The following is a 13,760-nucleotide window of genomic DNA, read 5'->3' as shown; positions in this document are numbered from 1 at the left end:
TGCGCTGAGCCGCAGACTTACGACCGCTGCCGCCCGCAATGGCGGCAGCGCCTCTACGGCCTGATCGAAAAATTCTCCGGCGGTCCCGGCTTGCGCAGCGGCTCGGCCAACCTCGCGAACTCGCAGAGCAGCGAGCGCGTCTTGCGGGGGTCGATGATCTCCTCAACCCAGAACTTTTCGGCGGAGCGGAACGGCGAGCGCAGCTTGTTGAGGCGATCCTCGATCTCCTTCAGCTTCGCTGCCGGATCCTCGGCCGCATCGATATCGGCGCGATAGGCGGCCTCGATGCCGCCTTCGAGCGGCAGCGAGCCCCAATAGGCCGACGGCCAGGCGTAGCGGATCGAAAAACGGTCGGCAGGCTGATGCACCACGCCGGCAACGCCGAAGGCGTTGCGCAGGATCACCGTGCACCAGGGCACCGTGGTCTGGTTGACGGCCGCCATCGCGCGCACGCCGTGGCGGATCGTGGCGGCCTTCTCGGCATCCAGTCCGATCATGAAGCCGGGACAGTCCATGAGATAGACGATCGGCAGATGAAAGGTTTCGGCGAAGTCGACCCAGCGCACCACCTTCTGGCAGGCATCCGCCGTCCATGAGCCGCCATAGTGGAAGGGATCGCTGGCGAGCACCATCACCGCCCTGCCCTCGAGCCGCGCAAGGCCGATGATGATCGGCTTGCCGAAATTGGATGCGACCTCGAAGAACGAGCCCTTGTCGACGACTGATGCTATGACCGGCCGCATCTTGTAGACTTGGCGGCGTCCGCGCGGCACCGCCTTCATCAGGGCTTCGTCGGCACGCTCCGGATCGTCCTGACATGGCAGCGTCGGCGGCAGCTCGTAGACCGACGACGGCAGATAGGACAGAAAACGCCGCGCGCAGGCGAAGGCCTCTTCCTCGGTCTCGACCGCGTGGTCGATCGCGCCGGCCTTGGTCTGGATGTCGGCGCCGCCGAGATCCTGTTTCGACAGATCCTGCCCTAAACGCTTCACGACCGGCGGACCCGCGACGAACATCGCGGACGCCTTTGTCATGATCGAATAATGGCTGGCGGCGAGCCGCGCCGCGCCCAGGCCGGCCACCGAGCCGAGGCCGAGCGCCACCACCGGCACGCGCGACATGTTCTCGATCGTGAAGCGATACCAACGCGTGCCGCCGATGCCGCCCGGGAGGTTCGCGGCGCCCTTGGTCTCGATGGTCTTGACCGAGCCGCCGCCGCCGGAGCCCTCGATGATGCGGATGATGGGCAGACGAAAATCATGCGCCATCTCCTCGGCCATCAACGGCTTTGCCGAGATCGAGGCATCCGCCGAGCCGCCGCGCACGGTAAAGTCGTCGCCGACCACGACGACGGTACGGCCCTCGATGCGCGCGCGGCCGAACACGCAGTTCGCCGGCGTCACATGCTTGAGGTCGCCCTGCTGGTCGTATTCGCCGATGCCGGAGACGGCACCGATCTCATGGAAGCTGCTGTTGTCGACCAGCTTCCCGATGCGTTCCCGAACCGTCAGCCGGCCCTGGTCATGCTGTCGCTTGACCTTGTCAACGCCTCCCATCTCGCGCGCGAACGCTTCGCGCCGAGCGAGCTCGTCGAGTTCCGGCTTCCAGGTCATTCACTCCCTCCGACGTGATGGGCTTGTTATTGTTATGGACCGCCACCGCAATCGGCTTTCGTTCGAGGCGAGAGTTGAGGAAATCGCCTTCGGCTCCTTCGAGCAGGCCACCCACCGCCCGCCCCAGCTCGATCATCAGCGGCGCAACTTCGCGATGCAGCCGCTCTTCGTCATACATCGCCGCCAAGAGGCCGATCGTGACCACGACGACGGTCTGGTATTGCGGCGACCACAGCGGCACCGCGAGACCGTTGATGTGCGGGCTCCAGATGCCGCAGGCCACGACATAGCCGTGCTCGCGCAAGAAGTGGCGGTTGGCCTCGATGCGCGGTTTGAGCAGCTTTGCGGATTCGGGGACTTCCCGCTCCATCTCCGCGATCAGCGCATCGCCGATCTCCTGCGGGAGCGCCGCGGTGTAGGCCGCGCCCGCCGCGGTGGACGCCATCGAGATGCGGCTGCCCGTGACTTCGTGCAGGCCGAGTGCGCTCGCCGAGCGCGCGAACTCGAAATAGACGAGATGGAAACGATCGGGGATGACGAAGCCGACGGTGCCCGGCAGTTGCTCGGCAACGTCAGACAAGCGCTGGCGGATCAGGTTGCGGAGCTGAAGGCCCTTCATCATCGAAGAGCTCATCGCCACCGCGCTCGGGCCGATCCGGTATTTCTGATCGCGCGGCAAATAAACGAGTTGGCCCATCCGGGTCAGCGTGTGGGTCAGACGCGATACGGTCGATCGCGGCAGGCCGCAGCGGTTTGAGATTTCGAGATTGCCGAGCCGGGCCTCGTGGCCCTCGAAGCACCGCAACACATCGAATGCTCGCGATACGACCTGGATGACATCACCCTCGCCTGATTCACCGGCGAGCATTCCTTGCTTGCTCAAGCGCTCCGAACGTCGTCCCATGTTCCCTACCGTTGTTCCGCTCTGCGGAATTAAATTCCGCTTGAAGGACACGCTACATCAGGCATTTTGCGACGACAACACAAAGGGAGTGGCATGCCAGAAATTAAGATCGTGACGGAGGTCGCGGGACGCGTGTGCGCACTTCCCGTGGAAGTTGGAGGAAGCGTTGCGGATGGCGACGAGATTGCATTCGTCGAAGCCATGAAGATGGAGATCCCGGTTCCCTCGCCCGCGGCGGGCACGCTCACATCGCTTCTCGTCAAGCTCGACGATGTCGTTGCCGAAGGTCAGGCGATTGCGATCCTGAGGCGTTGATCGCTCAGCGTCTTGCGAGAAGGCGCCGCGACAAGCTGTCTGCGGGATGGGGTTACGGTACGGCGTTGCCATCGCCTGACGGCGGTGACATGATCGATCCAAGCAAAAAATCCTCGCGAAAAGCGAAGGACTTCGCGCAAGGGGCGCGAAGGACATTGGAGGGAGAAACATGCTTCGTGGGCTGTTTATGCTTGCGCCTGCCTTGGTCGCAGGCATTTCTTTTGCGTCTACACGCTATGCCGTCGCTGACGACATCAAGCTTCCGCCGACGCTGACATTCACCGCCTACGACACCGGCACCGCCGGCTTCAACATCGCGGTCGGCGTCGGCAAGATGATGAAGGACAAATACGGTACCGACGTCCGCGTGCTGCCGGCCGGCAACGACGTGGCGCGGCTGGCGCCGCTGCGGGCCAATCGGGCCGCGGCGTCCGCCATGGGCTCCGGCACCTATTTCGCACAGGAGGGTGTGTTCGAGTTCGGCGCCAAGGAATGGGGTCCGCAGGCGCTGCAGCTCGTGCTGTCGTCGGTCGATTGCAATGCAGGCTCGCTCGGCGTCGCAAAGGACACCGGCGTCAAGGAGGTCAAGGATCTCAAGGGCAAGCGAATCGGCTTCGTGGTCGGCTCGCCGGCGCTCAATCAGAACGCGCTCGCCGTGCTCGCCTTCGGCGGCCTGAGCAAGAACGATATCAAGGCCGTCGAGTTCTCCAGCTATGGCGCGATGTGGAAGGGTATGATCAACAACGACGTCGACGCCGCTTTCGCCACCACCATCACGGGTCCAGCGAAGGAAGTCGAGACGTCACCGCGCGGCCTGGTCTGGCCGCCGCTTCCCGCCGCCGACAAGGAAGGCTGGGCCCGCATGCGCAAGGTCGGCTCCTTCTTCTTTCCGCATCTGGCGACTTGCGGCGCCGGCATCTCCAAGGAGCATCCGATCGAGCTCGGCAACTATCCCTATCCGATCTTCGTCGCTTACGCCTCGCAGCCGGCCGACCAGGTCTACGGCATCACCAAGGCGATGATCGTCAACTACGACGCCTACAAGGACTCCGCGCCCGGCGCCGGGGGGCTCGCCGCCGATCGGCAGACCAAGAACTGGGTGGTGCCTGTGCATCCCGGTGCCGTGAAGGCGCTGAAGGAAGCCGGCCAATGGAGCGACGCGCAGGAGACGCACAACAATGCGCTCTACAAGCGGCAACAAACGCTCGCAGCGGCATGGGCTGACTACGGCAAGTCCAATCCGCCCGCCGACGAAAAAGCCTTCCTCGACGGCTGGATGAAGGCGCGCGCCGCCGCGCTCGCCAAGGCCAACATGCCGAACGGGTTCGAGGATTAGAACAGCACTGCCACCCTACGAGGGACGGGATCGCCCATGTCTGTTTCACCCGCCTTCGACCCGCAAGAGCAGAAGCGGGTCGTGTTCGACGATCCCCATGGCAGCGCCGGCAATCTCCAGGAAGCCGAGGTCACCCGCGTCCGGACGCTGCAAGGCGTCTGGCGCTGGGCCCTGGTCGCGGCCACCGCGGCGACGATCCTGCTCTGCATCAACCAGCAATTCTCGCTGCGCTTCCTGATCGGCTACACCCAGCTCAACACGGAGTATTTTTATCTCCTGATCGCGTTGATGCTGCCCTTCACCTTCCTGATCTTTCCGGGCACCGAACGCGCATCGCTCGATCGCATCCCCTGGTACGACCTCGTCTGTTTCGTCGTGACGTTCGGTGCTGCACTGGTGCTGATGTCGAACGTCCGCAAAGCCGCAGAAGCGGGCTGGGAGTTTGGCAGTGCACCGACCAACGTGATCGCCGCGGGCCTCGTGATGTGGGCGATGCTGATGGAGGCGCTGCGCCGGACCGGCGGCTGGAGTCTCTTGCTGAGCGTTCTGCCCTTCACGGTCTATCCGCTGTTCTCCGAGGCAAGCTGGCTCGGGCCGTTCCGCGGCACGCAATCGACCCTCGAGCAGGCCACCGCCTATCACGTGCTGTCGGGCGAAAGCCTGCTCGGCATTCCCATCCAGGCCTTTGCCGACACCGTGATCGGCTTTTTGGTGTTCGGCACCGCTCTGATGATGACTGGCGCGGGCAAATTCTTCATCAACCTCGCTTTCGCCCTCTGCGGCACCTTCCGCGGCGGTGCGGCGAAGGTCTGCATCTTTGCCTCGGGCCTGCTCGGCATGATGTCGGGCTCGATCATCTCCAACGTGCTGACCGCCGGCACCATGACCATTCCGGTCATGAAGAAGAGCGGCTTTCGCGCCTCCTACGCCGGTGCGATCGAGGCGTGCGCCTCGACCGGCGCGGTGCTGGCCCCGCCGGTGATGGGCGCGACCGCCTTCGTGATCGCGCAGTTCCTCAATGTCAGCTATGCCGACGTCGCGCTCGCCGCGATCATTCCGGCCGCGCTCTATTATGTCGGCCTGTTCATGCAGGTCGACGCCTACGCGGCGCGCCACGGCCTGAAGGGTATTCCGCGTGCCGAACTGCCGCGGGTGATGGATACGATCAAGGACGGCTGGTACTACGTCTTCGTGATCGCGCTCTTGATCGTCATGCTGCTGCATTTCAAGCGCGAGAGCCACGCGCCGTTCTATGCCACGGCGCTGCTGCTGGTGCTCAACCAGCTCTTCTCCAAGGATACGCGCTGGACGCTCAGCACGATCAACAAGTTCCTCGAGGTCAACGGCCGCACCTTCGTCGAGCTGGTCGGCATCCTCGCCGGCTGCGGCCTCCTGATCGGCGCCTTCTCGATGACCGGCGTGGTGTCGAGCCTCGCCAACGATCTGCTGCGGATCGCCGGCGACAACGCTTTCCTGCTGCTCGGCATGTGCGCCTTCACGAGCCTCATTCTCGGGCTCGGGCTGACGACGACGGCCTGCTACATCTTCCTCGCGATCCTGGTGGCGCCGGCGCTGGAGAAGCTCGGGCTCAACCGGATGGCCGTGCACATGTTCATCTTCTATTGGGGCATGCTGTCGTCCATCACGCCGCCGGTCGCGATCGCGTCCTTTGCCGCGGCCGGCATCGCCGGCTCGCCGGCGATGAAGACGGGCTGGGAATCGATGTGGGTCGGCAGCATCATCTACTTCATCCCGTTCTTCTTCGTCCTCAATCCGGCGCTGGTGCTGCAGGGCCCGAGCCCCTATTTCGCCGGCCTCGGCCTGATGGGAATGGCGGCGTTCGGCACACTCTTCATCTGCGGCGGCATTCAGGGCTACCAGCCCTTCGTCGGCGATCTCCGCGGCGCGGGCGCGCTGGAGTGGCCGATCCGTGTGCTGCTCGTGATCGGCGGCTTCGTGGTGGCGACGCCCGGCGGCGGGATCATGCCGCTGTCGCAGATGCAGGTGACGCTGCTGGGGCTTGGGATCCTGCTGCCGACGCTGTTGCTCGCGCTGCTGCTGGTCCGGCGCCAGGGCATCGTGCCTGATGGGTTGCGCGTGCCCTGATTGCGATGCACAAGGAGGGCGATGACATCGCAATCGCCCTCCGCCGCCGCCTGGAGCCGCTCAAAACCACCTTTGCTGCGGTTTCTCAACGACTGTCTCACCGAATTCTCGGCCCAGACCTCCGGCGCCGTTGCCGACTACATCCCCGAGCTCAGCAAGGCCGACCCTGCCTATTTTGGCATCAGCCTCGCGACCCTCGATGGTCATGTCTACGAGGTCGGCGACAGCCGGGTGCCCTTCACCATCCAGTCGATGTCGAAGCCGTTCGTGTTTGCGCTCGCGCTGGACATGCTGGGCGCAGCCAAGGTGGAGAGCGCGATCGGCGTCGAGCCGTCGGGCGACCCTTTCAACTCCATCCGCCTCAACGCCGACAACCATCCCTTCAATCCCATGGTCAATGCCGGCGCAATCGCCTGCACCGGGCTGATCCACGGCAGCAAGGGCGCCGCCGCCTTCGAGGAGATCCGCAAGGCGCTCGGCCGCTTTGCCGGCCGCGACCTCGACGTCGACGAGGCCGTCTACACCTCCGAGAGCCAGACCGGCGACCGCAACCGTGCCATCGCCTATCTCCTGAAGACCAATGCGGTCATCGCCGACAATGTCGCAGACGTGCTCGACGTCTATTTCCGGCAATGTGCAGTGCTGGTCACCGCACGCGATATTGCCGTGATGGCGGCGACGCTCGCCAATCGCGGCACCAATCCGGTCACCGGCGAGCAGGTGGTGACGCCCTACGCCATCTCCCGCACGCTATCGGTGATGACGTCATCGGGCATGTACGACTATGCCGGCGAATGGATCTACCGCATCGGCATTCCCGCCAAGAGCGGCGTCGGCGGCGGTATTCTTGCGGCGCTCCCCGCCCGACTCGGGCTCGGAAGCTATTCGCCGAAACTCGACAAGCACGGCAACAGCGTGCGCGGCATCAAGGTCTGTGAGGCGCTGTCCTCCCATTACGACCTGCACATGCTGAACCGCAGCGACGACGCGCGCAACGCCGTCATCGCCGACTACGACATCGGCAAGAGTCCGTCGCGCCGCGTCCGCCGCCCGCAGGAGCGCGAGATCCTCGCCGCGCACGACCAGGATGTGCGGATCATCGAGCTCGTCGGGACACTGTCTCTGTCGGCGGTCGATTACGTCTCGAGGCGGCTTGCGGCCCGGCCGCGGCCGCAATTCGTGATTTTCGATTTGCACCGCGTCACCTCGACCACCCGCGCCGGCGCGCGCCTCGTCGCGGAAGCCTTTACGGAGCTTGCCGCGCTCAACGTCACCGTGGTGCTGTCAGGCGTGAAGCGCGCCTCAAAGGAGTGGAACACCCTTCGGGAATGGACGGCGGAACTGAAGAACGTCCGCGACTTCTATTTGCTCGATACCGCCATCGAATGGGCCGAAGACCAGATCGTCTACCGCTATGGCGGCTCGATCGACTTCCACGAAACCACCGAGCTTCTTGAGCAGCCCCTGCTCGCCGGCCTCACCGACGAAGAGCTGACCGACCTCGCCTCGCTGTGCACGATCAAGACCTATCAGGCGGGCCAAAAGATCGTCGCGACCGGCGATCCCGCCGATTCCCTGTTCTTCCTGCGCTCCGGCGCGGTGCACGTCACGCTGACCGACGGCGTACGCCTGGCGACGCTGACCGCCGGCATGGCCTTTGGCGAGATGGCACTGCTGGAGACCACCCGCTCCGCCGACGTTTTGGCCGACATGGCCGCGACGGCCTACGAGGTCCCGCTCCGGGATTTCGAGCGCTTCCGCAAGCAGCATCCGCGTGCCGGCGAGCGGATCATGCGCAACCTCGCGCAACTGCTCGCCGACCGCCTGATCGTGGCGAACGCCAAGGTCGATATTTTGACGTCGATGTGAGCTGAGCCTAGGCGATAACTTCCGTCACCGGCTGGAGGTCGATCTCAAACGTCTCGAGGAATTTTGAGGTCATGATGTAGAAGCCGACCGACAGCTGCAGCTCGACCAGCGCGCCCGGCGTCAGTTTTGCGGCGATCGCCTTGAACGTGGCATCGGTCGGCTTGTTCAGCTTGACGATCTCGTCGGCGAAGGCGAGCGCGGCGCGCTGCGTCTCGGTGAAGCAGCTCGCCGCCTGCCAGTTGGTCAGCGCTTCGTTCTGCTCGTCGGTGACGCCGACATTCTTGCCGATGCGCTTGTGCGCGACGACTTCGTAAGGCGCTTCGCAGAGGATTCCGGTCCGCGTGATCGCGAGTTCCCGCACGATCGGATCGAGCTCGCCGCGACTGCGGATCGCACCGCCGAGCCGGCAATACTGCACGAAATAATCGGGCGAATGCGACATCATCCGGAAGATGTTGGCGTTGCGATTCTTGGCGAGGATATCGCGGGTGCGGTCGGATGCCTTTGCGGGATCGGCGTAGTCGATGCGGGCCATTCTTCACCTTGGGTCTTGGTTTTATTGTCGTTTTTTCGCGGGTTCCCGAACACTATTCGTGCGCCGACGCAAGAGCAACATCATCTCTTCAAATTGCCGCCGCATTACTGATCGACCTTGAGACAGTGCAGTGTTCGCTGAGTGGGGACTCATCGAAGCGAATGCTCGCCGTGGGGTGTTCCGAGTAAAAAAACAGGACCGTCGAATTTGCGCAGCGCGCGCAACGATGAGTCACGCCCAAGTCTGGGAGAAGACGCATGAAGGAAGCCACAAGGAGGGCGGCCTCGGAAGCGCTCGCGCATATGCTGGCGGTGACGGCGATGCTCGTCATCGCCAGCATATTGTTCTACGGGCGTTGAGTTACGCGTTCCAAGAGTTTTCGTCATTCCGGGGTGGCGTCTCGCACAGCGCCAGGCCCAGAATTCCCGTTCCAGGCTCGGTCCTTTGGACCGCCCCCGAATGACGAAGCCATCTAAGTGTCTTTGGTAAAGTACGGTACGATTCTCCCGGCAAATGGCACGAACTGCACAGTGACCTCGTCGCCGATGGCGAGATCCTTCTCGCCATGCGCCATCATGCGAAAACCTTCGGCGCAATCGACCAGCAAAATGTTGTAGGGCACATGCGCCTTCGTCTCCGGCGTCGCCGCGCGGCAGACCAGTGACGCCGCGTAGACCCGGCCCTTGCCGCTCGCGCGCTGTTCGCTGGGATCGGCCGTGCCGCAGGCTGCGCAGAACGCGCGATGGAAATATTGCACGCGGCCGCAGGCACCGCAGCTCTGATAGACGATCGCCTGCTCGCCTTTGGTCCAGTCGGCGATCCGCTCGCTCATCGCACCCGCTCCAGGAACATGCTGACGTGAGACGACAGCACGCCGCCGTCGCCATGCAGCAGCGCCATCGAGGCATCGCGCACCTGACGATTCGCGGCACGCCCCGTCATCTGCAATTGCGTCTCGACGAGATGCGCCATCGCACCGCCGACCCCGCAATGGCCGTAGCTGAGCAGGCCGCCATGGGTGTTGAGCGGCATGGCGCCATCGCGGCTGAAATGACCGGAGCGCACGCGCGCCGCCGCTTCGCCCCGCTCCGCGAGCCCGAGGTCCTCCAGCAGCATCGCAAGTGTGATGGTAAAGCTGTCGTAGATTGCGGCGTAACGCACATTCGATATCGCGACGCCCGCGGCCTGCTTCGCGCGTGCAATCGATATCTCCGCGCCGAGCTCGCTCAACGCGGGCGCCGCCGTGACGTGCTGATGGGTGTGGGCCTGCGCGCAGCCGCGGATCTTGACGCCGGCCTCGCCGGTCCGTTCGCGGCTGATGACGAAGGCGGCGCCGCCATCGGAGACCGGGCAGCAATCCAGCAGCTTGAGCGGCAGCGCGACCGGCTTTGACGCCATGACATCGGCGACCGTGATCGGCTCGTGGAATTGCGCGCCGGGATGGGTGCAGGCATGCGCCCGCATCAGCACGGCGAATTCGGCAAGGTCCGTTTCGGTGACACCGTATTCGTACATGTATCTGCTGGCGACGAGGCCGTAATAGGCAGGGATAGTCGGGCCCAGCGGCACCTCGTAGTCGGGATGGCCGACCTGCGCGAGCGCCTGGATCGAGGCGTCGCGGCTCTGCCCGGTGAGGCGGTTTTCGCCGGCGACGACGAGCACGTGCTTGACGACACCGGCCTCGACGAGCTGATGCGCCAGCATGGTCATGGCAAGGCCGGTGGCGCCGCCGACCTGCACCGCATGGGCATAGCTTGGACGGATACCGAAATGCTCGGCAAAGACGGTTGCCAACATGATATGCGGCGAGACCGTCGAATAGCCGCAAAGGATGCCGTCGATCTCGGCACGCTTCAGCCCGGCATCGTCGAGTGCAAGCTGGGCGGCCTTGCTCATCAGGTCGAGCGAGGACGAGCCTTCGTGCTTGCCGAAAGGTGTGAGCCCGACGCCGGTGACGAAGCTCATGATGCCGCCTCACCACTGTCATTCCGGGGCGCGCCCTCTTGGGGCGCGAGCCCGGAATCTATACTCATTATCGTGGTTATGGATTCCGGGCTCGCGACTTCGTCGCGCCCCGGAATGACGGATGAGAGAGTGGTCATCGTCTCCCCTATTTCGCCTCAGGCGGCGAACGCGTGACCCCGTCGCGCACCAGCGCCGCGATCTCGTCCGCGGTGTAGCCGATCTCACGCAAGATCTCGTCGCCGTGCTCGTTGAGGCGCGGCGCCAGACGCACCGGCTCGGCTTCGGTCTCCGACCACGTGGCCGTCACCTTCATGCTGCGGATCGGGCCTTCGGTCGGATGATTGACGACCGGGAAGAAGTCGGTTGCGACCAGATGCTCGTCGCCCAAAATGGTCTGGAGGTCGTGCATGGGCATGACCGGCACGTCGGCCTTGGTGAGGAGGTCGATCCACTCCGATGTGGTGCGGGTCTCGAAGATACGGGCGAGCTCGGCATAGACGAAGTCGATATTGGCGGCGCGCCCCGCAAAGCTTGCAAACCGCTTGTCGGCGCGCAAGTCGTCGCGGCCGGTGGCTTTGAAGAAGTTTTCCCACTGCTTGTCGTTGTAGACGATGACGCTGAGATAGCCGTCGGCGGTCTTGTAAGGCCTGCGGTCGCGCGAGAGGTGACGGGCGTAGCCGCCCTTGTCGAGCGGCGGCTCGAAGGTGAGTCCGCCCATGTGATCGCCCATGACGAAGCCCGCCATGGTCTCGAACATCGGGATGTCGACGCGCTGGCCGCGTCCGGTGCGGTCGCGATGCACGAGGCTGGCGCAGATCGCGCCGACTGCCGTGAGGCCGACGATGCGGTCAACCAGCGCATTGGGAACGTAGCGCGGCACGCCGTCGCCGGTCTGCGCCATCAGGGCGGGCAACGCGGTGGCGCCCTGGATCAGATCGTCATAGGCGGGCTTTGCGGCGTATGGGCCGTCCTGGCCGAAGCCGAACACACCGGCATAGACCAGCCGCGGGTTGATCGCGGAGACGACGTCATAGCCGAGCTGCAGGCGCGCCATCGCCTGCGGCCGGACGTTATAGACCAGCACGTCGGCGTCCTTGATCAGGCGCAGCACGGCCTCGCGCCCGGCCGGTTTCTTGAGGTCGAGGCAGATGCAGCGCTTGCTGCGGTTGGTGTTGAGGAACACCGGGCCCATGCCGGCATGCCGCATCGGGCCGATCAGGCGGGTGACGTCGCCGTCGAGCGATTCCACCTTGATGACATCGGCGCCGTAATCGCCGAGCATCTGGGTGGCGTAGGGCCCCATCAGCACGGTCGTCATGTCGATGACCTTGATGCCCCTCAGCGGCCCCATCGTTCTCTCCCGATTGCGCGGGCTCACAAGCGAGCCGAGCGATTTCGGTCACCTAACGGCAGCGTCCGGTTGCGAGCAAGGGCGGCCCGCGTATGGCCGCATGCGCGGCCGCGCCCCGCTTATTTCTTCTGGCGGGCTTCGCGGATCTTGAGGAGACGGTCGAGTTCGTCGTTCTGCTGGTTGATGCGATCGGCGATGCGCGCTTCGCTGTTCTCGCCCGAGGCGGCCGCGGCCTGCTCGATGAGCTGCCTGATATTGCCCTCAAGGATCGCGATGCGATCGTTGAGTTCGTCCAGTGAAAGCGAGTCTTCGTAGTCCTTGCTCATGATGCATTCCCTGCAAATCGATAGGGAGCATTAGGGTGGGCCGGGTGGTCCCACCATGATCTAACGCAAAGAAAGGGGCGGGCAGGCGCAAGGCGCCATTGCCCGCCCCGACGCAACCTTACTTCAGCGGCTCCAGGATGGAGACGTAATTGGCGACGGCCGCACCGCCCATGTTGAAGATGCCGCCGAGCTTCGCGTTCTTGAGCTGCATGCCCTCCGGCGCCTGTCCGGCAAGCTGCATCGCGGTCATGACATGCATGGAGACGCCGGTGGCGCCGATCGGGTGGCCTTTTGCCTTCAGCCCGCCGGACGGATTGACCGGCAGCTTGCCCTCCTTCAGCGTCCAGCCTTCCTTGATGGCGCGGGCGCCCTGCCCCTTCGGCGTCAGGCCCATCGCTTCGTATTCGATCAGCTCGGCGACGGTGAAGCAGTCGTGGGTCTCGACGAAGGAGAGATCGGACAGCGTGACGCTGGCCTTCTCCAGCGCGCGCTGCCAGGCAACGGTGCAGCCCTCGAACTGCAAAATGTCGCGCTTGGACATCGGCAAAAAGTCCTGGGCGTGCGCGGTGGCGCGGAAGCCGATCGATTTCTTCATTCCCTTCGCGGTCTCGGCGTCGGCCAGCACCAGCGCGGCGGCGCCGTCCGAGACGAGCGAGCAGTCGGTGCGTTTCAGGGGGCCCGCCACATACGGATTCTTCTCGCTCTCGGAGCGGCAAAAATCGAAGCCAAAATCCTTGCGCATCTGGGCGAAGGGATTGGCGACGCCGTTCTTGTGGTTCTTGGCCGCGATCAGCGCCAGCGCATCGGACTGGTCGCCATATTTCTGGAAATAGCCGCTGGCGATCTTGCCGAACACGCCGGCGAAGCCGCCGACCGTGTCGCCATCTTCAGGCAGGTAAGACGCCTTGAGGAGGTTCTTGCCGATCTCGGCGCTCGGCGTGCGCGTCATCTGCTCGACGCCGACCACCAGCACGATTTTGGCCGCTCCGGCCGCGATGGCGCGGATGCCCTGGTGGACAGCGGCCGAGCCGGTCGCGCAGGCGTTCTCGACCCGCGTCGCCGGCTTGAAGCGGAGTTTTGGGTCGGCCTGGAGCACCAGCGAGGCGGTAAAATCCTGCGGCGAGAAGCCGGCATTGAAATGGCCGAGTACGATCTCATCGACGTCGGAGGCGGAGATGCCGGCATCCGCAAGCGCCTCATTGGCGACGCGTGTAACGAGGCTTTCCACGGTTTCGGTGTCGAATTTGCCGAACGGCGTATGCGCCCACCCGACGATGCTGGCGGTCATTGGTTGCTCTCCCTGGGTCTCAACTGACCTAAGTCTTAGCCCAAGGATGGCAAGACTTCACCCGGCTTTGAGGGCTTTCAGGGTGCGCTGGCAGATGGCAGTTATGCCGGCCCAGTTCCCGGCCTTAACTTCCGCCGGCGGGCACAGCCAGG

12 protein-coding genes and 1 pseudogene are annotated in these 13,760 nt (G+C 64.4%); 4 read left to right on the top strand and 9 right to left on the bottom strand.

Translation table 11 applies throughout. The features are described from left to right. Nucleotides 1–53: 53 nt before the first annotated feature. Nucleotides 54–1,613, bottom strand: coding sequence for an acyl-CoA carboxylase subunit beta (locus C2U70_RS08570; RefSeq protein ID WP_140977566.1), 1,560 nt, complete (start codon nucleotides 1,611–1,613; stop codon nucleotides 54–56). After that, nucleotides 1,543–2,517, bottom strand: coding sequence for an IclR family transcriptional regulator (locus tag C2U70_RS08565; RefSeq protein ID WP_140977586.1), 975 nt, complete (start codon nucleotides 2,515–2,517; stop codon nucleotides 1,543–1,545). Before C2U70_RS08565 ends, C2U70_RS08570 begins: the two co-directional genes overlap by 71 nt. Before the next feature lie 93 nt (nucleotides 2,518–2,610). Between C2U70_RS08565 and C2U70_RS08560 the strand changes: the two genes are divergently transcribed. The 4 genes from C2U70_RS08560 to glsA all read left to right on the top strand — a co-directional run bounded on the left by C2U70_RS08560 (nucleotide 2,611) and on the right by glsA (nucleotide 8,143). Then, nucleotides 2,611–2,832, top strand: coding sequence for an acetyl-CoA carboxylase biotin carboxyl carrier protein subunit (locus tag C2U70_RS08560; protein WP_140977565.1), 222 nt, complete (start codon nucleotides 2,611–2,613; stop codon nucleotides 2,830–2,832). 169 nt (nucleotides 2,833–3,001) lie between these two features. Then, nucleotides 3,002–4,168 carry a TAXI family TRAP transporter solute-binding subunit gene (locus C2U70_RS08555; protein WP_140977564.1) on the top strand — a complete coding sequence of 389 codons (1,167 nt, stop codon included), beginning with the start codon at nucleotides 3,002–3,004 and terminating at the stop codon, nucleotides 4,166–4,168. Nucleotides 4,169–4,204: 36 nt separating this feature from the next. Continuing rightward, nucleotides 4,205–6,274 (top strand): TRAP transporter permease, encoded by a 2,070-nt coding sequence (locus C2U70_RS08550; RefSeq protein ID WP_140977563.1) that lies wholly within the window; start codon nucleotides 4,205–4,207, stop codon nucleotides 6,272–6,274. Between the two features lie 21 nt (nucleotides 6,275–6,295). Then, a complete protein-coding gene (gene glsA, locus C2U70_RS08545) occupies nucleotides 6,296–8,143 on the top strand; it encodes a glutaminase A (RefSeq protein WP_140977562.1) in 1,848 nt (615 codons plus the stop codon). Nucleotides 8,144–8,150: 7 nt separating this feature from the next. Here glsA and C2U70_RS08540 read toward each other — a convergent pair whose 3' ends face one another. From C2U70_RS08540 to C2U70_RS33785, 7 genes and pseudogenes are all read right to left on the bottom strand, one after another. Further along, nucleotides 8,151–8,678, bottom strand: coding sequence for a carboxymuconolactone decarboxylase family protein (locus tag C2U70_RS08540; protein ID WP_140977561.1), 528 nt, complete (start codon nucleotides 8,676–8,678; stop codon nucleotides 8,151–8,153). Nucleotides 8,679–9,150: 472 nt separating this feature from the next. Then, nucleotides 9,151–9,510, bottom strand: coding sequence for a Zn-ribbon domain-containing OB-fold protein (locus tag C2U70_RS08535; RefSeq protein WP_140977560.1), 360 nt, complete (start codon nucleotides 9,508–9,510; stop codon nucleotides 9,151–9,153). Beyond that, entirely contained in the window at nucleotides 9,507–10,643 is a 1,137-nt protein-coding gene (locus tag C2U70_RS08530) for a thiolase family protein (RefSeq protein ID WP_140977559.1), read from the bottom strand. The genes C2U70_RS08535 and C2U70_RS08530 overlap by 4 nt, the downstream gene beginning before the upstream one ends. A 145-nt stretch (nucleotides 10,644–10,788) precedes the next feature. Continuing rightward, nucleotides 10,789–11,994, bottom strand: coding sequence for a CaiB/BaiF CoA transferase family protein (locus C2U70_RS08525; protein WP_140977558.1), 1,206 nt, complete (start codon nucleotides 11,992–11,994; stop codon nucleotides 10,789–10,791). A 119-nt stretch (nucleotides 11,995–12,113) separates the two neighbouring features. Next, entirely contained in the window at nucleotides 12,114–12,320 is a 207-nt protein-coding gene (locus C2U70_RS08520) for a hypothetical protein (protein ID WP_140977557.1), read from the bottom strand. Nucleotides 12,321–12,438: 118 nt separating this feature from the next. Further along, complete coding sequence (locus C2U70_RS08515) at nucleotides 12,439–13,608, bottom strand: acetyl-CoA acetyltransferase (RefSeq protein ID WP_140977556.1); 1,170 nt, start codon at nucleotides 13,606–13,608, stop codon at nucleotides 12,439–12,441. A 57-nt stretch (nucleotides 13,609–13,665) separates the two neighbouring features. Then, nucleotides 13,666–13,760: pseudogene (locus tag C2U70_RS33785) on the bottom strand (bifunctional 4-hydroxy-2-oxoglutarate aldolase/2-dehydro-3-deoxy-phosphogluconate aldolase); the annotation flags it as partial.

Origin of the sequence: Bradyrhizobium guangdongense, from assembly GCF_006483445.1 — a bacterium.
GTDB classification, from domain to species: domain Bacteria; phylum Pseudomonadota; class Alphaproteobacteria; order Rhizobiales; family Xanthobacteraceae; genus Bradyrhizobium; species Bradyrhizobium guangdongense_A.
This window is presented reverse-complemented; position numbering and strand designations above follow the sequence as displayed.